This is a genomic window from Flavobacterium gawalongense, from assembly GCF_007097265.1.
In the GTDB taxonomy this organism is placed as follows: Bacteria; Bacteroidota; Bacteroidia; order Flavobacteriales; family Flavobacteriaceae; genus Flavobacterium; species Flavobacterium gawalongense.
The window spans coordinates 67350-93522 of the sequence record NZ_VJZP01000003.1 but is presented as its reverse complement, the minus strand read 5'-3'; the positions used below and the strand labels follow the sequence as shown (position 1 = coordinate 93522).

20 protein-coding genes are annotated in these 26173 nt (G+C 33.6%); 19 read left to right on the top strand and 1 reads right to left on the bottom strand.

What is annotated here, in order from left to right:
* The first annotated feature begins 1 nt into the window (after position 1).
* The 18 genes from FNW38_RS03050 to FNW38_RS02965 all read left to right on the top strand — a co-directional run bounded on the left by FNW38_RS03050 (position 2) and on the right by FNW38_RS02965 (position 23095).
* Positions 2–1216, top strand: coding sequence for an MFS transporter (locus FNW38_RS03050; protein ID WP_143385983.1), 1215 nt, complete (start codon positions 2–4; stop codon positions 1214–1216).
* Positions 1213–3078 carry a trehalase family glycosidase gene (locus FNW38_RS03045; protein WP_143385984.1) on the top strand — a complete coding sequence of 622 codons (1866 nt, stop codon included), beginning with the start codon at positions 1213–1215 and terminating at the stop codon, positions 3076–3078. The genes FNW38_RS03050 and FNW38_RS03045 overlap by 4 nt, the downstream gene beginning before the upstream one ends.
* Before the next feature lie 74 nt (positions 3079–3152).
* Complete coding sequence (locus FNW38_RS03040; RefSeq protein ID WP_143385985.1) at positions 3153–3578, top strand: CBS domain-containing protein; 426 nt, start codon at positions 3153–3155, stop codon at positions 3576–3578.
* A 160-nt stretch (positions 3579–3738) separates the two neighbouring features.
* Entirely contained in the window at positions 3739–6027 is a 2289-nt protein-coding gene (locus FNW38_RS03035) for an NADP-dependent malic enzyme (RefSeq protein ID WP_143385986.1), read from the top strand.
* 91 nt (positions 6028–6118) lie between these two features.
* Positions 6119–6700: a Holliday junction branch migration protein RuvA gene (ruvA, locus tag FNW38_RS03030; RefSeq protein WP_143385987.1), complete on the top strand. Its 582-nt coding sequence runs from the start codon at positions 6119–6121 to the stop codon at positions 6698–6700.
* 23 nt (positions 6701–6723) lie between these two features.
* Entirely contained in the window at positions 6724–13962 is a 7239-nt protein-coding gene (gene sov, locus FNW38_RS03025) for a T9SS outer membrane translocon Sov/SprA (protein WP_143385988.1), read from the top strand.
* A gap of 93 nt (positions 13963–14055) precedes the next feature.
* The gene (gcvH, locus tag FNW38_RS03020; RefSeq protein WP_143385989.1) at positions 14056–14436 is read left to right on the top strand and encodes a glycine cleavage system protein GcvH; all 381 of its coding nucleotides are present in this window, start codon (positions 14056–14058) and stop codon (positions 14434–14436) included.
* The gene (locus FNW38_RS17875; RefSeq protein WP_317129712.1) at positions 14405–14812 is read left to right on the top strand and encodes a VanZ family protein; all 408 of its coding nucleotides are present in this window, start codon (positions 14405–14407) and stop codon (positions 14810–14812) included. The genes gcvH and FNW38_RS17875 overlap by 32 nt, the downstream gene beginning before the upstream one ends.
* Before the next feature lie 186 nt (positions 14813–14998).
* A complete protein-coding gene (deoC, locus tag FNW38_RS03010) occupies positions 14999–15742 on the top strand; it encodes a deoxyribose-phosphate aldolase (protein WP_143385991.1) in 744 nt (247 codons plus the stop codon).
* An 18-nt stretch (positions 15743–15760) separates the two neighbouring features.
* On the top strand, positions 15761–17884 hold the full coding sequence (locus tag FNW38_RS03005; RefSeq protein WP_143385992.1) for a capsule assembly Wzi family protein: 2124 nt from the start codon (positions 15761–15763) through the stop codon (positions 17882–17884).
* A 106-nt stretch (positions 17885–17990) separates the two neighbouring features.
* Positions 17991–18893, top strand: a complete 903-nt coding sequence (gene cyoE / locus FNW38_RS03000) for a heme o synthase (RefSeq protein ID WP_143385993.1) — start codon at positions 17991–17993, stop codon at positions 18891–18893.
* Between the two features lie 2 nt (positions 18894–18895).
* Positions 18896–19483 carry a cytochrome c oxidase subunit 3 gene (locus FNW38_RS02995; protein ID WP_143385994.1) on the top strand — a complete coding sequence of 196 codons (588 nt, stop codon included), beginning with the start codon at positions 18896–18898 and terminating at the stop codon, positions 19481–19483.
* A gap of 42 nt (positions 19484–19525) precedes the next feature.
* Complete coding sequence (locus FNW38_RS02990) at positions 19526–20503, top strand: cytochrome c oxidase subunit 3 (protein ID WP_143385995.1); 978 nt, start codon at positions 19526–19528, stop codon at positions 20501–20503.
* 20 nt (positions 20504–20523) lie between these two features.
* A complete protein-coding gene (locus FNW38_RS02985) occupies positions 20524–20874 on the top strand; it encodes a cytochrome C oxidase subunit IV family protein (protein ID WP_143385996.1) in 351 nt (116 codons plus the stop codon).
* Between the two features lie 75 nt (positions 20875–20949).
* The gene (locus FNW38_RS02980) at positions 20950–21591 is read left to right on the top strand and encodes a thioredoxin domain-containing protein (protein ID WP_143385997.1); all 642 of its coding nucleotides are present in this window, start codon (positions 20950–20952) and stop codon (positions 21589–21591) included.
* 10 nt (positions 21592–21601) lie between these two features.
* Positions 21602–22288, top strand: coding sequence for an SCO family protein (locus tag FNW38_RS02975; RefSeq protein WP_143385998.1), 687 nt, complete (start codon positions 21602–21604; stop codon positions 22286–22288).
* A 2-nt stretch (positions 22289–22290) separates the two neighbouring features.
* On the top strand, positions 22291–22830 hold the full coding sequence (locus FNW38_RS02970) for a DUF420 domain-containing protein (protein ID WP_143385999.1): 540 nt from the start codon (positions 22291–22293) through the stop codon (positions 22828–22830).
* A 52-nt stretch (positions 22831–22882) separates the two neighbouring features.
* Entirely contained in the window at positions 22883–23095 is a 213-nt protein-coding gene (locus FNW38_RS02965; protein WP_143386000.1) for a hypothetical protein, read from the top strand.
* An 84-nt stretch (positions 23096–23179) separates the two neighbouring features.
* Here FNW38_RS02965 and FNW38_RS02960 read toward each other — a convergent pair whose 3' ends face one another.
* Positions 23180–24601: a DUF4403 family protein gene (locus tag FNW38_RS02960; RefSeq protein WP_143386001.1), complete on the bottom strand. Its 1422-nt coding sequence runs from the start codon at positions 24599–24601 to the stop codon at positions 23180–23182.
* A 194-nt stretch (positions 24602–24795) separates the two neighbouring features.
* Between FNW38_RS02960 and FNW38_RS02955 the strand changes: the two genes are divergently transcribed.
* A complete protein-coding gene (locus tag FNW38_RS02955; RefSeq protein WP_143386002.1) occupies positions 24796–26169 on the top strand; it encodes a TolC family protein in 1374 nt (457 codons plus the stop codon).
* Positions 26170–26173 lie beyond the last annotated feature (4 nt).

The following is a 26173-nucleotide window of genomic DNA, read 5'->3' as shown; positions in this document are numbered from 1 at the left end:
AATGAAAAAAAACGCTATCAAAATTGCGATGTATCTCAATTATTTTGTGTTTGCAATATTATTAAATAGTGTTGGGATTGTTATACTAAAATCGCAAACAAATTATGGGGTAGATGAATTGCAAGCCAGTGTTTTGGAAGCATTCAAGGATTTGCCTATTGCGATAGTTTCTTTTTTGATAGCGTCATTTTTGCCAAGAATAGGGTACAAAAGAGCCATGTTGATTGGATTGGCATTGGTTTCAGTAGCTTGTGTAAACATGTATTTTGGTAATTCGTTTGATACCGCAAAAATACTTTTTGCAACTGTTGGTGTTTCCTTTGCTTTGATAAAAGTCTCCGTTTATTCCCTAATTGGAACAGTTACAGAAAATCAGCAGGAGCATAATAGCTTGATGAGTAGTATTGAAGGGGTTTTTATGATAGGAATTGCGTTGGCTTACTTTTTATTTCCCGCTTTCAATTCAGAAACAAATCCTGATTCATGGTTAAATGTGTATTGGCTGTTGGCTGGAATTTCAGTAGTATCATTTGGATTTTTGTTTTTCACCAAATTTGAAAACCAAACTGAAATTCCCGGAGTTGACTTAGCGGATGATTTCAAACAAATGTTCAAATTATTTGCTCAGCTTCTAACGATCGTTTTTGTAATTAGTGCTTTTTTGTTTGTAATGATTGAACAAGGGATCATGTCTTGGCTGCCAACTTTTAATAGTAAAGTATTGCATCTTCCTGAGAATATCAGCATCATGATGGCGAGTATATTGGCAATTACTTTAGCTGTTGGACGACTTTTAGCGGGTGTGATTACTAAAAAAATAAATTGGATTTGGGTACTCAGTTTTTGTATCGTAATGGCTATGTTAATTGTTGTTTTTCTACTTCCAAAAACAGTTGGATTAGAGGTGAAAGAAATCAATTCTCTTAGTGATATTCCATTGATAGGATTTGCATTTCCATTAGTTGGACTTTTTATAGCACCTATTTATCCACTTTTAAATTCGGTTGTTTTAAGCGCTTTGCCCAAAAAAATGCACAGTTCAATGACGGGTTTAATAGTCGTTTTTTCCGCTCTTGGCGGTACAATTGGTTCAAGAATAATTGGTTATCTGTTCAAAAATGAAGGGCCTGAAAATGCATTTTTCTATACTTTAATTCCAATGTCGTTACTGCTTGTTTCATTCTTTATTCTAAAAAAACTTACTTCTAAAATATGAATTTCTTAATTAACATAGACAAGGTATTCCATGAACTACTGCTTCAAGAAGATACCGATAAGGATAAAAAAATCACTAAGGATGATAATGGACCTAAAAAGTTTGCTTTAGTTGATCAAAACACAAAACAAGAAATTGTTATTGAGGGAACGTATCATTTGTCAAACTTGCTTCAAGAATTGGCTTTATTAAAAGAAAATAAAGTGGATAAAGGTGAGATTGATTTAAGTCGTATCCAAGAAAATCCTGTAGAACGAATTTCAAGAAAAATTAGAGATGATTATTGGGATGAACTGACCAGAACTATTGATAAAAAAGGTTTAGAACAAATTCTTAAGGACGAAAAAACTACTAACGAAGTTCCTACTCTTTATGTTTCAGCTAAAGATAAACAGGGTGTTGCCTATTTTCAGGCATTGGAAAAAGAACTTCAAAATTTTAAAGTAGGGATTTTGCCGGAAAATTTTTCGATGGAATATGTGGATACATTAAATACAAAGCCGGGTATTTTGGCTTTAGCCTTAGAGCAAAAAATTTACAGCTTGCAAGGAGTGCCTTTTGTAGTTCCCGGCGGAAGATTTAACGAAATGTATGGCTGGGATAGTTATTTTATTGGAGTTGGTTTGATTATAGATAATCAACTGGATAAAGCTATGGCTATTGCCGAAAACTTTAAATATCAAATCATACATTACGGTAAAATTCTAAATGCAAATAGAAGTTATTATTTAACAAGAACGCAGCCACCATTGTATTCTTCGTTGATAATTGAAATTGTAAAAAAGAAAGTGCCAAGTTTAGAATGGCTGAGAAGTCATTTGGGAACAGTTATCTTGGAATACAATACGGTTTGGATGGTTCAAGGAAACCGATTGACGCCAACAGGTTTAAATCGATACAAAGCCGATGGAGTTGGAATGCCCTTCGAAGTGGAGCCTGGACATTTTGATGATGTCTTAGAGCCGTATGCTAAAAAATACAATTTGCCAATCCGAGAGTTTGAAAAACAATATTTAAACCGAACTCTTGTTGATGCTGAGCTTGACGTCTATTTTGTTCATGATCGTAGCTTGAGAGAAAGTGGTCATGACACAACCGATAGACTTATAAATACGTGTGCCAATTTAAACTCGGTGGATGTCAATAGTTTTCTTTACAAATACGAAAAGGACATTGCGTATTTGATAAAGGAGTATTTTAATAATAATTTCCAAGTTGGAGATGTAACGTATACTTCGGAAGAATGGGGCCAGAAAGCACTTTTTAGAAAAGAGAAAATTGATGAATTGTGTTGGAATGAAGAATCAAGTATGTATTTTGATTATGATTTTGTGAATAAAAGACAATTCCCATTTGAAGCAGCAACTACATTTTTTCCTTTATGGGCTGGGTTATGTAGTGAACACCAAGCTAAAAAATTAATAGAAATAGCATTGCCTCAATTTATAAAAACGGGTGGAATTACAGGAAGTACAAAAGCCAGTACTGACAGTTTTTCAAAAGATGCGCCACAACGACAATGGGATTATCCATTTGGTTGGGCACCACATCAAATGTTATTGTGGGAGGGTTTAATTAACTATAAATTTTTCAATAAGGCTCAGGAAATGGTCTACAGATGGTTGTGGTTAATCACTAAAAATGCGGTGGAATATAACGGAACTATTCCTGAAAAATTTGATTTAGAAATTAGTTCGCACAAAGTTTTTGCGGAATATGGCAACGTAGGAACTGAATTTGATTATATAGCCAAGGAAGGGTTTGGTTGGGTAAACGCATCGTATCAATATGGTTTGCAAATATTGAGTGATAATTTAAAACAAGAACTAAATAAGCTGACTTCGCCTGATGAATTGTTTTAATGTAAAATAAATAAATAAATTTACCATTTGAATACTATTTTTTTTAACTTTATGGTAAATTAAACTTATCTATTATGACTGTTAATCAAATATTAAGCACAAAAGGAAAGGAAGTCTATTCCATACTTTCCACTAACACTGTATACGAAGCATTGACAGTGATGAGCGAAAAAAACATTGGGGCGATTCTTATAATCGAAGATGGAATTTTAAAAGGAGTTTTGTCTGAGAGAGACTATGCCAGAAAAATTGTTTTGAAAGCCAAATCTTCAAAGAAAGCTTTGGTTCATGAAATTATGGAAACAGATGTAGTTACAGTAAAACCTTCCGATAATTTAGATTATTGTATGGAATTAATGAGTACTAAAAGAGTGAGACATTTACCTGTTTTAGAAAACAATACAGTTATAGGAATTATTTCTATAAGTGATGTTGTGAAAGCCATAATCGAAATCCAAAAAGATACGATTCAACATTTAAACTCTTACATTACACAATAAAGTTAAATTGTCCAACAAATAAGAATAGCTGCGAATTTTTGCAGCTATTTTTATTTGTATCTGCTGGGACTAGTCTGTTTTTTATAAAAGAAGTAGGATAAAAGCTGACTTTTTAAACCAAGTCTTCTATCTTTGCAAACTAGAATAAAATCTAAAAACAATGGACAAAAATAGCAAAAGAAGAGAAGCATTATTATACCACGCAAAGCCAACTCCAGGTAAAATTCAAGTAGTTCCCACTAAGAAATATGCAACACAAAGAGATTTGTCTTTGGCCTATTCTCCAGGTGTGGCTGAACCATGTTTAGAAATTGCAAAAGATGTAAACAATGTTTATAAGTATACAGCAAAAGGGAATTTAGTAGCAGTAATTACGAACGGTACCGCGGTATTAGGACTTGGTGATATTGGTCCTGAAGCATCTAAACCAGTAATGGAAGGTAAAGGATTATTATTTAAGATTTTTGCCGATATTGATGTATTTGACATCGAAATTGGAACTAAAGATATTGAGGAATTTATCCAGACAGTTAAAAATATAGCACCAACTTTTGGTGGAATTAATTTAGAAGATATTAAAGCGCCGGAGTCTTTCGAGATAGAAAGAAGATTAGTGGAAGAATTGAATATTCCAGTAATGCATGATGATCAACATGGAACTGCCATTATATCATCGGCCGCTTTATTGAATGCATTAGAACTGGCTGATAAAAAATCAGAGGATGTAAAAATGGTCGTTTCTGGGGCGGGTTCTGCCGCTCTTGCCTGTGCCGATTTGTATGTTTTGTTAGGAGTAAAAATTGAAAATATATTGATGTTTAACAGTAAGGGAGTTTTGACGAAAGACAATCCTTCTCTTTCTGTTTTGCAACAAAAATATGCCAGAGACATAAAACCAATGAGTCTTGAGGAAGCATTAGTTGGTGCAGATATCTTTTTAGGTTTGTCAACAGGTGGAATTATGTCTCCGCAAATGTTGATGGGAATGGCAGAAAATCCAATCGTTTTTGCGATGGCAAATCCAGATCCTGAAATTGATTATAATCTAGCTGTTGCAACTCGGAAAGATGTTATTATGGCTACGGGACGTTCTGATTTTCCTAATCAGGTAAATAATGTTCTTGGATTTCCTTATATTTTTAGAGGGGCACTAGATGTTCGCGCTACCAAAATAAATGAGGCTATGAAAATGGCGGCGGTAAGAGCGCTTGCATTATTAGCTAAAGAATCCGTTCCTGAACAAGTAAATGTTGCTTATGGAGCAACTAAATTGGTTTTTGGAAAAGAATATATTATTCCTAAACCATTCGATCCAAGATTGATAACTATTGTGGCACCTGCTGTTGCAAAAGCGGCTATGGATTCAGGAGTAGCGTTAAATCCTATCACTGATTGGAAAAAGTATGAAGAGGAACTTTTAGACCGATTGGGGAATGACAACAAGATGGTTCGATTGATTACCAATAGAGCTAAAATGGATCCAAAAAGAATCGTTTTTGCGGAAGCAGATCATTTAGATGTTCTTAAAGCAGCTCAAATTGTATTGGAAGAAGGGATTGGTTTTCCAATTTTATTGGGAAATAAAGAAATTATTTTGGAATTAAAAGAAGAATTAGGTTTTGATGCCGATGTTCAAATTATAGATCCAAAAATTAAAGAAGAGGAGCCTAGAAGAAATAAGTTTGCCAAAACCTATTGGAAATCCAGACAAAGACGTGGGATTTCTTTATTGGATGCTCAGAAATTAATGCGTGAAAGAAACTATTTTGCCGCCATGATGGTCAATGAAGGTGAAGCAGATGCGCTTGTCACAGGACATTCCAGAAGTTACCCGTCTGTTGTAAAACCAATGTTGCAACTTATTGAAAAAGCTCATGGCGCTTCTCTAGTTGCCACTACAAATATGATGATGACCAGTCGTGGTCCCATGTTTTTATCGGATACCGCCATAAATATAAATCCTTCTGCAGATGATTTAGCTAAAATTGCTATTATGACTGCAAAAACTGCCAGAATGTTCGGAGTGGAGCCAGTAATTGCGATGATATCGTATTCTAATTTTGGTTCTTCTACAAATGAAAGTGCCGCTAAGGTGAGAGAAGCGGTGGCTTATTTGCATAAAAATCATCCTGATATGGTGATTGACGGAGAAATTCAAGCTGATTTTGCTTTGAATCCAGAGATGTTGAAGGCAAAGTTTCCGTTTTCTAAACTAGCAGGTAAAAAAGTAAATACCTTGATTTTTCCTAATCTGGAATCGGCTAATATTACCTATAAACTTTTGAAAGAATTGAATAAGGTAGATTCAATAGGACCTATCATGTTAGGAATGGGGAAACCAGTTCACATATTTCAACTTGGCGCAAGCGTAGAAGAAATGGTAAATATGGCCGCTATTGCAGTGATTGATGCACAAGAAAAAGAGAAGAAAAAGAATAATGTAAATTAGATAGTTCTTTGACGAAAAGAGCATTTAAACAGATGATTTTAGCAAAATTATGTGCTAATTTTATTATATTTGGTGACATATATTATAAAAAATGATTGCACATATACAGGGGAAATTAGTAGAAAAGACACCAACACAGGTAGTTATTGATTGTGGAGGTGTAGGATATCATGTAAATATATCCTTACATACCTACTCTTTACTCCCCAATGCTGACTTTATAAAATTGTATACGCATCTTCAAATAAAAGAAGATGCGCATACTTTATTTGGTTTTGTAGAAAAATCAGAAAGGGAGATTTTTAAATTATTATTATCAGTTTCTGGTATTGGGGCTAGCATTGCCAGAACTATGTTGTCATCATTAGACCCAAAGCAAATTACAAATGCTATCGCATCAGGTGATGTTGTTACGATTCAATCTATAAAAGGAATTGGTAGCAAAACGGCGCAAAGAGTAATACTTGATTTGAAAGAGAAAGTGTTGAAATTGTATGATTTAGATGAAGTTTCTATGTCGCAAAGCAATACAAATCGAGATGAAGCGTTATCTGCTTTGGAGGTACTAGGTTTTGTTCGAAAAACTTCAGAACGAATCGTAGAAAAAATTGTAAAAGAGGATCCAGATGCTTCTGTTGAATCGATTATTAAGAAAGCTTTAAAGAACTTATAAAAGGTACTCAAAACACGGATTATATGCATAAAATTTGTATTTTTTTGCTAGTCATATTTTGTGGTTTTGTATCGCAAGCTCAGGGAACACCAGCCGTTCAGGATACAATTGTAACTGGTTTCTCTACAGGGAAAGTCCAGTTAAAAGATCCTCAAAGTGTTCTCTCCGCTTACACATATGACCCTGTTACTGATAGGTATATTTATACCAATTCTGTAGATGGGTTTTCTATTAACTATCCTATTATTTTAACTCCAAAAGAATATGAAAGCTTGGTCTTGAAAGAATCTATGCGAGATTATTTCAAGAAGAAAGTAGATGCCATAGACGGGAAAAAAGAAGGTAGTGAAGCAGCTAAAAAAGATTTATTGCCAAGATATTATGTAAAATCAGGACTTTTCGAGTCCATTTTTGGAAGTAATACCATCGATGTAAAACCAACTGGATCTATAGAACTGGATTTGGGAATGCGCTATACAAAACAAGATAATCCTTCATTTTCACCAAGAAACAGATCAAATCTTTCTTTCGATTTCGATCAAAGGATAAGTATGAGTTTGATAGGGAAAGTGGGAACACGACTCAATGTAAATGCTAATTACGATACCCAGTCAACATTTGCTTTTCAAAATCTTATGAAGTTAGAATACGCACCTTCAGAAGATGATATTATTCAAAAAATTGAAGTGGGGAATGTAAGCATGCCTTTGAATAGCTCGCTGATTAGGGGAGCACAGAGTTTATTTGGTGTAAAAACACAATTACAATTTGGTAAAACTACTGTCACAGGTATATTTTCGGAACAAAAATCCCAAACCAAAAGTTTAATTGCTCAAGGAGGCGGAACAATTCAGGACTTTGATATGTATGCGCTGGATTATGATAACGACAGACACTTTTTCTTGTCTCAATATTTTAGAAACAAATATGATGCGTCTTTAAAAAATTATCCTTTTATTGACAGTAGAGTTCAGATTTCAAGATTGGAGATTTGGGTTACCAACAAGCAAAATCGTGTAAATACGACCAATAATAATCTAAGAAATATTATTGCGCTTCAGGATTTAGGGGAGGGGCAATTAACAGGTTTAGCAGATAATGAAGTAGTTGTGTTAGATCCTATACCGGGAGATTTTTTTAAAGATCAAATGAAGGATTATCCATCTGATAATTCAAATAACAGATATGATCCAAAATTAATTGATAATGGAGGTTTGCTGAATAATAATATCCGTGAAATTGTAACTTCAAGTTCAGGTTTTACTGGAGTTACCGTAAATGAAGGACAGGACTATTCTAAATTGGAAAATGCCAGAAAATTGAACCCTAATGAATATACTTTTAATAGTCAATTAGGGTATATTTCATTGCAACAACGACTAGCTAATGATGAGGTTTTAGCCGTTGCGTATCAATATACAATTGGAGATAAAGTTTATCAAGTGGGTGAATTTGGTAATGACGGAGTAGATGCAACCGTTGTAACGGGGACTAATCAATCAAATCAGGCAATTATTACACAGAGTTTGATATTGAAAATGCTGAAAAGCAATTTGACCAATGTCAAAAATCCTGTTTGGAACCTGATGATGAAAAATATTTATCAGATTCCAGGTGCTTATCAAGTGAAACAAGAAGACTTCAGATTTAATATTTTATATACGGATCCATCACCTCTAAATTATATTAATATTGTCGCACCGTTACCACAACCGGAAGATTTGGTAACCAGTACCCCTTTGCTGAAAGTGTTTAATTTGGATAAACTCAATTATAATAATGACCCTCAAGCGGGTGGTGATGGTTTTTTTGATTTTATGCAAGGCTTAACCATAGACGCTCAAAATGGTAGAATTATATTTACCACCAAAGAGCCATTTGGAGAACTCTTGTTTGAAAAATTAAGAAGTGATCAGACTGAGAGATATAATGGCGACCCTATTGCAGATTATAATGAGAACCAAAAGAAATACGTGTTCAGAAACATGTATCGTAACACACAATCTGGTGCGTTACAAGACAGTGAAAAAAATAAATTCTTATTAAGGGGGAAATACAAATCCACGGGTGGTGACGGAATACCAATTGGTGCTTTCAATGTTCCCAGAGGTTCAGTTGTGGTTACAGCTGGAGGGCGAGTTTTAGTTGAAGGAGTTGATTATAGTGTGAATTATCAATTGGGGAGAGTTCAAATTCTAGATCCATCTCTTCAGGCTTCAAATACACCTATTGAAGTTTCTTTAGAAAACAATTCTATTTTTGGTCAGCAAACCAGAAGGTTTATGGGTGTAAATGTAGAACATAAAATTTCTGATAATTTTTTGGTTGGAGCGACTTTTTTAAAAATGACGGAGAAGCCATTTACCCAAAAATCCAGTTTTGGTCAGGAATCTGTAAATAATACTATTTTTGGATTTAATTCCAATTTTTCTACTGAAGTTCCCTTCTTAACCCGATTAGTAAATAAATTGCCTAATCTGGATACTGATGTGCCTTCTAATCTTTCGGTGAGAGGAGAAATTGCATTTTTGAAACCGGATTCTCCAAAAGCAGATCGTTTTGAAGGGGAATCAACTATATACGTAGATGATTTTGAAGGTTCACAATCGACCATCGACATGCGTTCTCCGTATTCTTGGAGTTTGTCATCGACTCCGGAGAAAAATGCCAGAAGCACTTATGATTTTAATGCCAGTGCTAACGATTTGAGTTATGGTTTTAAAAGAGCCAAGTTGGCATGGTACTCCATAGATCCTGTATTTTATACTCAAAAACCATCTGGAATTTCAAATGAAGAATTGTCGTTTAATACTACCAGAAGAATTTTCAGTGAAGAATTATATCCCTTAACGGATATTGCACAAGGACAATCTCAAGTTGTTAATACATTGGATTTAAGTTATTATCCTTCTGATAGAGGTCCGTATAATAATAGTTCCAACGTTTCTACAAACCCGACAGATAATTTTGGAGGGATTATGAGATCTTTAAATTCTACTAATTTCGAACAAGGAAATGTAGAATATATTCAATTTTGGATATTAGATCCTTATGTGGGAAGTGGTGAAATACCTCAATCCAATACCGGTAAAATCTATTTCAATTTAGGAGAAGTCTCAGAGGATGTTTTGAAAGATGGAAAAAAGCAATATGAAAATGGACTTGGGCCAGATCAAATTATTTCAAAACCAAATCCAGGAACAGCCAATTGGGGAGATGTACCCGCATCACAATCCTTAATTTATGCTTTTGATACCAATGCAGATAATAGAACCAATCAGGATGTAGGTTTAGATGGTTTGGCTAATGCCAAAGAAGGTGCGATTTACAATAATTTTGCGTCTGAATCGGATCCCGCTGCAGATGATTATACCTATTATTTGAATGCTTCAGGAAATGTTTTGGACCGATACAAAAAGTATAATGGTGTAGACGGTAACTCAGCTGTTGATATTAATGATCCCAATAGAGGGGCTTCTACCGTTCCTGATGTGGAAGATATTAATAGAGATAATACTATGAATACGATCAATGCGTATTATGAATACAGTATTGATGTTAAACCTAATATGAGTATTGGACAAAATTACATTACTGATATAAGAAGTACTCAAGTCACATTGGCAAACGGGGCGATTACTGACGCTAGATGGATTCAGTTTAAAATACCTGTTTCGCAACCCGAAAATACTATTGGAAATATTTCCGATTTTAGATCAATTCGTTTCATGAGAATGTTCATGACGGGGTTTAATGATCGGGTAACGGTTCGTTTTGGAGCTTTAGATTTAGTAAGAGGAGAATGGAGAAGATATGCCAATACACTTGATTTTAATGATACAAATATTGCTGATGACAAAACTACTTTAGATGTATTAGCAGTAAATGTTCAAGAAAATAATGAGAGATGTCCTGTGAATTATATCACTCCACCAGGAGTGGTTAGGGAACAATTGTATAACAATAATACCGTTATTAATCAGAATGAACAATCGCTTTCTTTAAGAGTATCAGGAGACGGATTGGAACCGGAAGATTCAAGAGCTGTTTTTAAAAATGTGAATATAGACATGCGTCAGTTCAAAAAATTAAAAATGTTCTTACACGCAGAATCTTTGCCAAATGAGATTGCGCTTCGTGATAATCAAATGGTAGGTTTTATTCGTTTTGGAAATGATTTTACACAAAATTTTTATCAAATAGAGATTCCCTTAAAAGTTACTGTTCCTTCTTCTGGATCTAGTTCTGATTGTGCTGCTTTAAGTGCCGAAGCTGTTTGGCCTGAAGATAATGAAATAGATTTGTCATTGGCATTATTGACCAAATTGAAGATTCTGGCTATGAGCATTGATCCAAGCACACTTCCACTGGATGGAATTTATTATCAAAATGAAGAAGAGCTTGATCCGTCTTTGGCAAACAAAAATAATAAGTTGAGATTAGGTATAAAAGGAAATCCTAATTTTGGTTTAGCACGAACATTAATGGTTGGTGTAAAAAGTAATGAAACCCATCAAGACATTAAAGGTGAAGTATGGTTCAATGAGCTACGTTTAGCTGATATGGATAATCAGGGCGGGATGGCAGCCGTGTTGAATGTAGATTCGAATTTCGCTGATTTTGCCACGGTTTCTGCCACAGGTAAAAAAAGTACGATTGGTTTTGGAGCATTAGAAGAAGGTCCAAATGAAAGAAATCGTGAGGACACTAAACAATATAATATAGTAACTAATGTCAATTTAGGGAAATTATTGCCTCCAAAATGGGGGGTTAATTTACCGTTCAATTATGCCATTGGTGAAGAAACAATTACTCCGGAATATGACCCTTTTAATCAAGACATCAAATTAAAACAGTTATTGGATAATACGACTGACCAAGCCGAAAAAGATAATATTGAAAGGAGAGCGATTGATTATACGAAACGTCAAAGCATCAATTTTATCGGGGTTAGAAAAGAAAGAAGTCCAGAGCAAAAACAACGTGTTTATGATCCGGAAAATTTCACTTTTTCGCAGTCTTTTAATCAGGTAGAACGTCATGATTTTGAAATAGAGGATTATGTAGATCAACAAGCCAATTCATCTATAGATTATGCCTATAGTTTTCAGCCAAAACCTGTCGAGCCGTTCAAGAAAACAGCTTTCATGAAGAAAAGTGATTATTGGAAATTACTGAGTGATTTCAACTTTAATTATCTGCCTTCCAATATTTCTTTTAATACCAATATTATCAGACAGTACAACCGTCAGCAATTTAGACAAGTTGATGTGGAAGGAATAGGTCTTGATCCATTATACAGAAGAAATTTTGCGTTTAATTACCAGTATGGGTTTAATTATAATTTGACAAAATCGTTAAAATTAAATTATACAGCTTCTTCCAGTAATATTGTGAAAAGCTATTTGAACGAAAACAATGAACCTATTGATAGTTTCACAATATGGGATAGTTATTGGGATATGGGAGATCCTAATCAACACATGCAGCAATTGGTTGTGAATTATGAAATACCCATTAATAAAATTCCGCTGTTTAGTTTTATAAAAGCGAATTATTCTTATACAGGTGATTACAGCTGGCAACGTGCGTCTAATGCCTTATCACAAATAGAAATTGAAGGGAATAGCTATAATTTAGGGAATACTGTTCAAAATGCAAGCTCAAATAATTTGAATGCAACATTTAATATGGATGCGCTTTATAAGTATTTGGGGCTAACAAAAAACACAAACAAATCTGCACCTAAACCTAAGGCAGCCGCTCCAAAACCTGGGGAAAAAGTTGTGAATACTAATACACAACAAATTGCAAAAAGCAATGAATTTGTAGATGGGTTGAGAGGTATTTTAACCAGCATTAAGAATGTCCAAATGAATTACACTGAAAATAGTGGTACAATTTTGCCAGGATATACACCGGGTGTAGGATTCTTGGGTTCATCAAGACCTTCTTTAGGATTTATTTTTGGAAGCCAAGATGACGTTCGATATGAAACGGCTAAGAACGGATGGCTTACCAATTATCCTGATTTTAATCAAAATTACTCACAAGTTACCAATAGGTTATTTAAAGCTACAGCTAATGTGGATTTGTTACCTGATTTAAAAATTGATTTGTCATTGGACAGAGCCTATTCCAAAAATTTTTCTGAGCAATATGATGTTACTAATGGGGAATATAATCCACGATCTCCATACAGTTATGGTCTTTTTTCAATTTCTACGGTTTTAATAAAAACGTCATTCTCTACCAGTGATGAAAATGCATCAGCAGCTTTTGATGATTTAAAAACTAATCGATTGATGATCGCTGATCGATTGGCTCAGAATTTTTATGGTGGATCAATTCCAAGATATGGTGATGCTGCAAATCCTATCCCGACAGATCCATCAGATCCAAAATATACGCAAAGGGACATTTATTTAACAAATGAGGGTTACCCAATTGGATTTGGTAAAAATAGCCAGGCCGTATTGTTACCGGCCTTTTTATCTGCTTATTCGGGGACTAATGCATCGGATGTTTCACTTGGAATTTTCAGAAGCTTTCCAATACCAAATTGGGCTGTAAAATACAATGGATTGATGCGTTTTGCTTTTTTTAAGAAGAATTTCAAACGCTTTTCTATGCAGCATAGTTACAGAGCTTCTTATACGATAAATGCGTTTAGGTCTAATTTTGAATACGACAAAGCACCATCAGGATACAAACCTAATGGAGAACTAAATACAGATTTGGGAGGAAATATTTTCAATAAAACTATCATGTCAAATATCAATTTAGTGGAGCAATTCAGTCCGCTTATAAGAATGGATTTTGAATTGAAAAGTTCATTAAAAGTGCTTACCGAAATAAAGAAAGACAGAGCGTTATCGATGAGTTTTGACAATAATTTATTGACGGAAGTAAAAGGAATTGAATATGTTGTAGGACTTGGTTACCGATTTAAAGATGTGATTTTCTCTTCTAGATTAGCGGACAACCCAACAGGAATTATAAAAAGTGACATTAACTTAAAAGGAGATCTTTCGTATCGAAATAATCAAACGATTGTTCGGTATTTAGATTATGATAACAATCAGTTGGCGGGAGGACAAAATATTTGGTCTTTAAAAATTACTGCGGATTATGCATTCAGCAAAAATTTGACAGCAATTTTCTATTATGATCATTCATTTTCGAAAGCGGTAATATCAACTTCTTTTCCTTTAACAAATATTAGATCTGGATTTACGCTACGTTATAATTTTGGGAATTAATTTTTTTAAAATCTAAACAAGATTTGAATTGAGATTGTTACATTTGTCACCTAAAATTCAATTATCAATTAATAATTATCAATTAGTATTTATATGAACATACCAGCAAATTTAAAGTACACTAAAGATCACGAATGGGTTAGTATTGAAGGCGATATCGCAACAGTAGGAATTACTGATTTTGCACAAAAAGAATTAGGGGATATCGTGTATGTTGAGGTGGAAACTTTAGACCAGACTTTAGAAAAAGATGAAGTTTTTGGAACTGTTGAAGCGGTTAAAACTGTTTCTGATTTGTTTCTTCCATTGTCAGGTGAGATTGTCGAGTTTAATGATGCATTAGAAAGCACACCGGAAAGTGTAAATTCAGACCCTTATGGAGCGGGATGGATGATAAAAATAAAGATTGCAAACGAAGCTGAAATAGATTCGTTGCTTTCGAGTGAATCTTACAAAGAGCTTATTGGTGCATAAACAATTCTATTTTTGGGCAGCTTTATCTTGGACAGGGTTAATAGTCTTTTTTTGTTTAATAAAATCAAACGATATCCCAGTTGTTCAGATTACGAATCTAGATAAAGTTGTTCATTCCTTTTTTCATTTTGTGTTTACATCGCTTTGGTTTTTATTTTTTAAGAAGCAAATGAATAGTTTAGATGTCTTTAAGCCTTTGATAATATCATTTATGCTTTCCATTTTTTTTGGAATAGCAATTGAAATAGCACAAGCGCTATTTACCACAACTAGAAAAGGAGATTTGTTTGATATTTTAGCAAATTTATCAGGAGCGACTCTTGCTGTTTGTATGATTTTAATGTTTAATAAGTACACTAGTTTGAATAAAAACTGATCCATAATACAATCCCACTTTGGTGGGATTTTTTTTTATAGTTAGAAAGTTTTTCTTTCTTAACGACAAAGAATTTTATAAATAAAGAAACCTGTTTATAAAGTAACTATTTATATTAAATAAATGTGAATTTAAAATGTATTTTTGCTAATTGGACTTTAATGGTATCATAAAATCACAAGAAAAATGAATATTAAACAATATTTAGATTCTACTTATTTAAAAACCGCAACACAAGCAGGTCTTAGTGAAGTCGAAAATGCTATTGTAGCTAAAAAATTCATTCAGGAAGCCATCGATGAGCATTTTAAACTTATTATGATTCGGTCTGACATGGTTTCTACAGCAAAAAAAATGATTGTTGATGCCAATTCAAATTTACAAATAGGGACAGTGATTGATTTTCCTGAAGGGAAGTCTAGTGTAGATGAAAAAATTGCTGAAGCAATTCAAGCGATTGAAGACGGAGCTGATGATTTGGATTTCGTTTGTAATTACGAAGCATTCAAAAACGGGGATGTTGATTTGGTTAAAGATGAAGTGCTGAAATGCACGCTATTAGGACTTGAAAATAATAAGGTTGTAAAATGGATTATTGAAGTGGCAGCACTCGATGATAAACAGATTATACAATTGTCTGCTTTGATAAAAAACAGTGTTATTTCAAATTTCACCGAAGAATCGTACCAGTCGGTTTTTGTAAAGTCATCAACAGGGTTTTATAAAACAGAGGATAATTTACCAAATGGCGCTACTATTCCAACCATTATTATGATGTTGGAAAATGCTTCGCCACTTCCGGTAAAAGCAGCTGGAGGAGTAAGGACTTATGAAGAAGCTGTGGAGATGATTCGATTGGGTGTAAAACGTATTGGAACTTCGGGAGCAAAAGCAATTGCGAATGGGCAAAATTCACAAACTGATTACTAAATTCACAAAGAAAACAGCATGAAAAAAGGTTTGTCAACGTTACTTTTATCATTTTATTCATTTTTTATTTATTCGCAAGGAATAAATAATAGTACAGTACAATCGGGTATGTCAGCCGAACGATTTCCTGTTTTTTTGAATTGTGAAAACTTACAATCTAAAGAATTAGAAAATTGTTTTTATTATCAAGTGCAAAATTTTGTATTTCAAAATTTTGAAGTTCCTGAAAACCTTAAGCAAAACAACTTCAAAGGAAGTGTAGAGGTGCTTTTTGAAGTAGATAGTAATGGTGTTTTCAAAGTAATTTATGTAAATGCCATCGATGAGGATTTATTAAAAGAAACTAAACGAGTTTTTGGTGTTTTCCCTAAAATTAAACCAGCAACTTATAATGGGAAACCAACCTATTCTAAATATACAAATGCAATAGCTATTCCATTGAAAAGTCCGGAGCAATTGGCTTCGGAAGCACTTGCTCGAGCAGAAATTTTGCCAAATGAAACAAAACAACTTACGGAATTAGATAGTATGGTCTATAAAAAGTTCAACAATCCGCAGTTTGAAAGTCATTTGAATATTCCTTTTTCGCACAGTTACTATGCTCAGTTTGACGCTTCTTTAAATCAAGTGGGCAGCAACAATCATACGGCATCAAAACCTTATACTTATGTAGAAGTTTCAAAGTATTACGACCTTAAAGCCGTAAATGATAAACTTAAGAAGCATGTTTCCGGCTGGTGGACCAGAAAATTATGGAATGAAAATACGGTTGAAATTCAAGGTGATGGATATTGGTTTACTTTGAATCCTATATTGGATTTACAAGTTGGTAAAGCATCTCAAACGGAAGCAAATTACACTTATATAAATACGCGCGCAATCAATTTTCGTGGTGGATTAGGAAAGCAGCTTAATTTTACGACTACGGTTTTTGAAAGTCAGGGAAGATTTGCGGATTATTTTAATCGTTATGCAGAATCTATAAAGCCTGCTGGTGGAAATCCTGCGATTATTCTGGGTATGGGAATTGCCAAAGATTTTAAAACAGATGCGTATGATTTTCCTTTGGCTGAAGCCAATATAACTTTTGCACCTAGTAAATACGTCGATTTACAATTGGGTTATGGAAGAAATTTTATTGGGGATGGATACCGTTCTTTATTAGAAAGTGATGGGGCGAGTTCGTATCCCTATTTTAAATTGAATACTAATTTTTGGAAAATAAAATACACCAATACTTACATGTGGCTGAAAGATGTTCGACCCGAGGTTACACTCGAAAGAACCTATGCTACAAAGTTTATGGCAAACCATTATTTGAGCTGGAATGTGTCAAATAAATTGAATCTTGGTTTCTTTGAATCGGTAATTTGGACTAATACGAATGATAGAGGATTTGATGTGAGTTTTGTAAATCCAATTATTTTTTATCGTTCGGTTGAATTTGCTTCTTCTGCCAGAACGGGAAATGCGGTTTTAGGCTTGACGTATAAATACAAATGGAATAATCAGATAAACCTATACGGACAATTTATACTTGATGAATTTTCTCTTGGAGACATTAAAGAAAGGGATAATAGTTGGAAAAATAAATATGGTTATCAGTTAGGAGTTAAGTATTACAATGCTTTCAAAGTGGATAATTTAGTATTGCAGTTAGAATATAATCATGTGCGTCCTTATGTATATTCTCATAGTGTTCCCATCACAAATTACGGTCATAACAACCAAAGTATAGGGCATCAATGGGGAGGAAATTTCAAGGAGTTCATCGCGATAGCCCGTTATCATAAAGACAGGTATTTTGCTGATGCAAAAATAACTGTGGGTACTCGTGGATTGGATTTTGATACTACAGAAGACAGTTTTAACTATGGAGGGAATATTTATAAGGATTATGATGAAAAGAGAGCGTTAAACAGCGGTGTAAAAGTAGGTCAAGGAAATAAAACGGCTGTTTTTATTACAGATATTCAAGCCGGTTATTTGATAAATCCTGCAACTAATCTGAAGTTTTTTGGAAGCTATATTTATAGAAGTTTTGATCCAACTAAAAATACGGCAACCACTTTCAATGAAAGTACCAATTGGTTTACTTTAGGGATACGTTCCGATGTTTTTAACTGGTATTTTGATTATTAGTTTTAATTATATTTCTAAAAAAGCTTTTTTATGAATTGTTTTTTGCCAAATCGCTTTTGATAGCCTACTTTTGCAAAAGTTTTTACAGAGCAAATAAACAGTAGCATTGGACGCAACACAAAATACCCTTTCATTAAAATCTATTTACATTGATTTCCGCGAAATAACCAAAGCGCGCCTCGCTGTTAGCGTTGTGTTTTCGTCTGTTGCGGGTTTTATGCTTGGGATTTATGATATTCATTCTTTTAGTTGGATGACATTGTTGAAACTAGCGATTGGGGGGTATTGTATGGTGGGTGCTTCTAATGCTTTTAATCAGGTTATCGAAAAAGATTTAGATGCTTTGATGGATCGAACGAAAAATCGTCCCGTTCCAGCAGGTAGAATGTCTCGAAGTGCGGCTTTAATTATCGCAAGTCTTCTTACCATTATTGGGATCGTCTTGCTTTATACGATTAACCCAAAAACGGCGATGTTTGGTGCGATTTCAATATTTCTTTATACGAGTGTTTATACACCTTTAAAAACCATGACATCCTTGTCTGTTTTTGTAGGTGCCTTTCCGGGAGCAATCCCTTTTATGTTAGGTTGGGTTGCGGCAACAGGAGAGTTTGGGATAGAGGCAGGGACGTTGTTTTTGATACAGTTTTTTTGGCAATTCCCTCATTTCTGGGCTATTGGATGGTTTTTGTATGAAGATTATGAAAAAGCTGGTTTCTTTATGTTGCCTACTGGAAAAAAAGATAAAGGAACAGCTTTACAAATTATTTTATATACAGTTTGGCTTATTATAGCTTCGCTGATACCGGTTTTGGGTTATACAGGTCGTTTATATATTACCCCGGTGACAGCAATAGTTGTGTTTTTGCTAGGTGTTTGGATGCTTTATTATGCAGTGCAATTATACAAATTAAGAACCGCAAAAGCAGCAAGAACCTTGATGCTGGTAAGCGTTTCTTATATTACATTGTTGCAATTAGTTTATATATTTGATAAATTTTTAAGATAGTTATGGAAATGACAATGACAACAGACGAACATGAATCTAGAACAGCGCGATCATATAAATTGATATTGCTGTTTGCCATGGCCAGTATGACCATGATGTTTGCAGGACTTACAAGTGCATTCGTAGTAAGTAAATCCAGAGCCGATTGGTTAAAGGATTTTCAATTACCGACAGCATTTTATTATAGTACTTTAGCAATCATAGGATGCAGTGTGACGTTTCATTTGGCTAAAAAAGCCATTCAAAAAAACAATCAAAATGCAACTACTAAATTTCTTTTTGCTACTTTAGCATTGGGAATATTGTTTATAATTTTGCAATTTGTAGGTTTTGGACAAATAGTGAAAAATGGCTATTATTTCACAGGAAGCGGAAGCTCAATCACGACTACTTTTTTATACGTTGTAACGGTTGTGCACATGATTCACCTTGCTGGTGGCGTAATTTCACTTCTAATTGTAATTTATAATCATTTTAAACAAAAATACAATTCAACTCAAACCCTTGGAATTGAACTAGGTGCGATGTACTGGCACTTTCTTGATATATTATGGGTTTATTTGTTTTTGTTTTTATATTTCTTTAAATAAGAAAAAAACGTAAATTTGGGAACTTTTTAACGAATAACTTTTATGGAAGCGACAGTTACTACTGCAAATAGTGAAGAAAAAACTTGGGGAGGCGGCAATGAGCCAATGGGAGCAAGTTATGGCAAATTGATGATGTGGTTTTTTATCGTATCAGATGCCTTAACGTTCTCTGGATTTCTAGCGGCGTATGGTTTTTCTAGATTTAAATTTATTGAAACATGGCCTTTGGCCGATGAAGTGTTTACTCACTTTCCATTTATGCATGGCGTGTCCGCTCCAATGTATTATGTGGCATTAATGACTTTTATTTTGATTTTTTCATCTGTAACAATGGTTTTGGCTGTTGATGCAGGTCATCAAATGAAAAAAAATAAAGTTGTTATTTATATGTTTTTAACCATTATCGGAGGTTTGATTTTCGTAGGATCTCAAGCTTGGGAATGGAAAAATTTCATAAAAGGTGAATATGGTGCAATTGAAACAAAAGGAGGTAGTTTACTTCAGTTTGTTGATAAGGAAGGACACCGAGTGGCTCTTGCTGATTTTGCGGCTACTTTGCCGGAAGAAAGAGAACAATTGACTCGAAATAAAGGGAAATGGTTTATGAATGAGTCTAGTTTGCCTTCTTATTCTGTAGCCGAAGTTCAGGCAGGTTTCAAAGCTCATCCTGATCTTTTGATCAGAACTGAGGTGATAACGAAAGAAAAACATAAAACAATTCTTTCTAGAGAAGAATCTGAATTGAGGTTAAGCCAAGCCAGCTATGTAGTGGAAGGTGCGAACTTAACCAGAAACGAATACGGAAGTAAATTATTCGCAGATTTCTTTTTCTTTATAACAGGATTCCACGGTTTTCACGTATTTTCAGGAGTAATAATAAATATTATTATATTTTTTAATGTATTAATTGGAACTTACGAAAAAAGAAAAAGCTATGAAATGGTAGAAAAAGTGGGGCTTTACTGGCACTTTGTCGATTTAGTTTGGGTATTTGTATTTACAGTTTTCTATCTCGTTTAATTTTCAAAAAAGTAATTATCATGTCACACGAACACGTATCTAATACAGGTAGAATCTGGAAAGTTTTCGGAATATTATCTGCCGTAACAATAATAGAAGTTTATCTTGGTATTTTGAAACCAGATTTTCTCCACATGAACAGTTTTTTAAGTATGAATTTACTTAATTGGATATTTTATGCTCTTACCATTTTTAAGGCATACTATATTGTATGGGCTTTTATGCACATGGAAGGTGAAAAAAGTACTTTAAGAAGTGCAGTTGTTTTTCCCGTAATTTTTCTGATATTATATTTGCTCTTCATTCTTTTGACTGAAGGGAATTATATTTATGAGGTTTTTAAAAATTCTACTATTAAATGGAATTTTTAACAAGATATTAATTCAAAAAAAGGGTACGCATTGCGTACCTTTTTTTATTTTTGTACTTTAAATTTTATCATTACAATGAAAAAAAATATTGTTCTATTTGTCCTTTTCATTTTGCCTATAGTTGCTTATCTTTTTTTTGCTTCGGGTGTAAATAGTTTTACAAAATTACCTGTTATAACTCCAAAAACTGCTGATTTTGGTAAATGGAAATCTCTAGACGGAAAAAAAATCAGTTTAGACGGAAAAGTCACTATTCTTGGTTTTTCAGGTACTGAACTTTTGAAAAACAGAGGCAATTTTTTCAATCTAAATCAAAAAATTTATCAAAGGTATCATGACTTCAAAGATTTGCAATTTGTTGTAATTTGCCCTGTCGGAACTGAAAATGATGCTAAAAAAGTGATTGATGCTTTAGCTGCTTTTACCGATGTTTCTCAATGGCATTTTCTTTTCACCTCTCCTCAGGAGATTAATACTTATTATGATCAATTAAAACTGGTAGGGGAACTTGATGGGAATTTAGGTACACCAAACGTATATATAATTGATAAAGAAAGAAATCTTAGAGGAAGAAAACTGGTGAAGGATTATAAAGAAGGTTATAATACGTTTCATCCGGCAGAGTTAAGTAACGAAATGTTAGATGATTTTAAAGTTATTCTTTATGAATATCGTGCTGCTCTTAAAAAAAATAATAATGCCACCAGAAAAATTTAATTTTTAATTTATGCTTAAAAATAAATCATACATAGGAATTTCATTTATTGTATTAATTTTCGGAATTTATGCTGTACCTAAAATAATAGATAAAATTCAAAATAACGAAGTTGTAAGAGGGGATCGACTGGATAAAGTCAATCCGACAACTAAGGGAGATGAGAAATTAGTCAAAATTGGTCCGGCACCAAAATTCGAATTAGTAAACCAGGATAATAAAAAGATAACTAATGAGACTTACAAAGGAAAAGTGTATGTTTTGGAGTTTTTCTTTTCAACATGCCCAACAATTTGCCCAAAAATGAATGCAAGTATGTTGGCTATTGAAAAGAGTTTTTTTGGGAATCCTAATTTTGGAATTGTTTCTATTACAATAGATCCTTTAAATGACACGCCGGAAGTGTTGAAAAAGCATGCTGCTCTTTTAGGTGTTAAATCTTCAAATTGGAATTTTTTGACCGGAGATAAAGCCTATGTTTTTGATTTAGCCAATAAGGGATTTAACCTTTATGCGGGTGAAAACGCTAAGGTGACAGGAGGGTTTGAGCATTCGGGATTATTTGCCTTAATTGATAAAAATGGTAATATTCGTTGCCGAAAAGATGATTTTGGAAACCCGATTTTATATTACGATGGTTTAGATAAAAAAGGAGTAAGAAACATTCAGCAGGATATCAATATATTATTAGAAGAATAAAAATGGAAGATAATTCATTAGAACAAAAATTTAGTAAGTTTATAATCATTGTATCGATTGTGATTCCGGTTGTAGTCGCGATTCTTTTTGGAGTGAAACTAAAAGATTTTGGCTACAATGTTGAGCCGCTTTCTTTTTTACCTCCAATTTACGCTACTATCAATGGAATGACGGCTCTTGTTTTAATTGCCGCTGTACTTGCCATTAAAAACGGAAAAAGAATACTTCATGAAAGATTGATGGCTTCAGCAATTGCTTTATCTGTAGCTTTTCTTGTTATGTATGTTGCGTACCACATGACTGCTGATTCTACAAAATTTGGTGGTGAAGGGACAATTCGATACGTTTATTTTTTCATTTTAATCACGCACATAATTTTATCCATTGCTATTATTCCAATGGTTTTAATAACTTATGTTAGAGCATTATCGCAAAAATTTGATACCCATAAAAAGATTGCCAAAATCACTTTTCCAATCTGGTTGTATGTTGCTGTTACCGGAGTAGTTGTTTACTTAATGATTTCACCATATTATGTATAGAAAAGAAAGTGTTCAGTGTTCAGTTTTTAGTGTTCAGTATTCAGTGCTAAACATGAAAAATTTACTTTTTGTTTTTTGTTTTTTGTTTTTTGAAGTTGCTTCCTATGCACAATGTGCTATGTGTCGTGCAGCATTGGCTAGTGAAGGCAATACAGCGAAAGCGGCAGCTGTCAATGACGGAATCGTTTACTTAATGGTAATTCCTTATATTCTAGTTGGGGCTATTGGTTATGCTATCTATAGAATGAAAAAGAAGAAAGCCTAAGGGTTAAAAATTTAAAAAAACAACCCAAATTCCATTTTATCTGAATGGCTCCCTCCCCTTCGGGGAGGGTTGGGGAGGGGATCTCTATTTTAAACCATCTACCGATACATTTACAGTTCCTTTTACTTGTATAAAGGCAATGATAGCCTGATTTGTTAGTTCAATTTTTTGAAATTGAATATCTTCCATTTTTCCATTTACATAAACACCTGGCATGGGCGAATAATTCTTCAAATAATTTACCATGCTTTGTTTTCCTTCGTCTAAATTTGGTTTTATAGAGTAGCGACAACTTTGCTGAATTTTTTTTAAAATTAATCCTTGAGCAAGCCAGTTAGCAGTGCGCATTAATTTATTCTTTGTGTCTAAGGCATAATCCAATTTGTCAAAAAATACTTCTTTGGTTTGTTCGTTGTATTGTGGAAATCCAGCCAGATAAATAGTTCCGTCAACAGATCCCAATACATCCAAAGCAATTATCATTTTGCCGTTTTTATGCCAAATAGCTACGTTTTGCACTTTAATTTTCTTACTTCCTGAGCCAAATTCCTGTCCAGAGAAATTTTTGGTCATTATTTTTGAAGCTTCTTGATAGGTAGAAACTGCAACAATATTTGCTGTCATTTCTTCCGGGATTTTTGTGACGGGTTTCAGAACGATTTTGTTTTTGTTAAATTTAGATTCTGGTTGTCGTCCTATCAATGTTTCCATGTTGCATTTCATTCCCATTCCCAGTATGAAAGTGTCGTTTTTTAGTTTGGCGCTGGTAGAATAAATTTCAATAGGAACAATTCGAAGCCAACTTTCATACGTATTACTCATTTGAAAAGGAGTGCAAATTTTTTCTAATGCGGAAAGAACATTAGGTTTAAAGTCCATAGATTTTGCTATAGCATCATCAATCTTTTTTTCGATTTTCGATTTAAAAAGTTTTATACCAGGATTAATTAAATAAGTGACGGGCATATTTTTTCCAAAAACGGTCATTGTTGGACTTTCATTCCAATCTAATGATTTTAATTCGGTTTTTGTGTTTAATTTCCAATTGATTAAATCCACATCACTTATTAAAGTGACTACACCATCAAGGTTAAATTCGCGTGTATCATAAAGTTCAACGCCCAGTTTTTTTGTGCCAATTCTATATTTTATTATAGCCTTCAATGGCAAAATCGTTTTTATTTTTTCTCCTGCCCCGAAGCTTCGGGATCCGTTATCATTCGTGATAGTGATTGGTGCTTGTTGCCAAACTTTCATTTCAATATCATCATCTTCAATGTTGTTATCCTCATAGATTAATCCGTTTAAGAGTGAATTAGTTTGGTTCTCAATATCCTTTAATTTTATGCTAATTGGTAAATTAATAAAAGAAGGTATGTTTTCGTAAACTAAGGGAATAGCATCATCTGGTTCGGGTTTTAATGTAGCTATTTTTTGAGATGTGGAACAACCGGAAATCAACACAATAAGAAGGGTAATCAGTAAGACTGTAAAGGATTTTAGCATTTTATTTTAGTTTAAAAGAGCAAAATTAACAAAAGAAATATATTTTTAGGATTTTTTGTAACAAATGGTAATTTTCAAAGTCTAATTGTTTTTATAACTGATTTATGGGTGAAATATTTCATATTATTCCATGGCTCTTTATTAGAAAAAGTTAAATTTGTTTAGCAGTGATACTGTACTTTTATTCAAAATATATGAAAAAAAGAAGTTTTTTTAGTTTAATTCTAATGTTAGTTTGTAGCATAACAATTCAGGCGCAATCTAAAAATTGGACCTTGGAAGAATGCATAAAATATGCCATACAAAACAACATTTCAATCAAACAAACCGAATTAGATTCTAAAACGGCAGCTATTGATAAAAAAGGCGCGATAGGAAATTTTCTTCCATCTTTAAATGCCAATGCTTCTCACTCTTGGAATATTGGTTTGAATCAGGATATTACAACAGGACTTCTGCGCAATCAAACTACTCAGTTTACCTCCGCTGGTGCAAATGTCGGTGTAGATATTTACAAAGGTTTGCAAAATCAAAACAACCTTCGTAAAGCCAATCTTTCGATAGTTGCAGCGAAATATCAATTGCTTAAAATGCAGGAAGATGTCGCACTGAATGTTGCTAATTCTTTTTTGCAAGTGCTGTTTAATAAGGAAAATCTAAAAGTACAAAAAGAACAATTGGCTATTAATGAAAAACAGTATGCCCGTTCGCAAGAATTAGTAAACGCAGGATCTATTCCGCGTGGAGATTTATTAGATATAAAAGCCACAGTAGCTTCAAACAACCAAAATGTTATTGCTGCAGATAATGCTGTATTAATTTCAAAATTGAGTCTAGCCCAATTATTACAATTAAAAGATTTTGAGAATTTTGATATAATTGATGGGACTTCCGCTAAAGATGAAAATAATATTTTGGCTCAAACCCCAACTGTTATTTATGATAAGGCTAAAGAAGGTAGAACAGAATTAAAAATTGCCAAAACCAATTTGGAAATTGCCGAGAAAAATGTTGCTATTGCAAAAGGGGCTTTTCAACCGACACTTCAAGGGTTTTATAGTTTCAATAGCCGTGTATCGTATGCAGACGTTCCTCAATATGACCCTATTACAGGAACTATAATTGGAGCTCAAAAGCCTGATCCTTTTTGGACTCAATTTAGTGACAACAAGGGACAATCTTTTGGTGCTCAATTGTCAATTCCAATATTTAATGGATTTTCAGCAAAAAATAATGTAGAGCGTTCCAAAGTGAGTTTAGAAAAATCAAAAATCGCATTAGAACAACAAGAATTGGATTTGCAAAGAAATGTTTATACTGCTTTCACGGATGCTAAAGGGGCGCTAAATGCTCATGAATCTTCAGTTGTAGCATTAGAGTCAAGACAAGAAGCCTATAATTATGCCAAAGAAAAATATGCAGTGGGGTTGATGAATTCTTTTGATTTCAACCAATCACAAACCTTACTCACTAATGCACAATCAGAGGTTCTTAGAACGAAATACGATTATATTTTTAAAATCAAAATTTTAGAATTCTATTTTGGAATTCCAATCATTAAAAACTAGATTA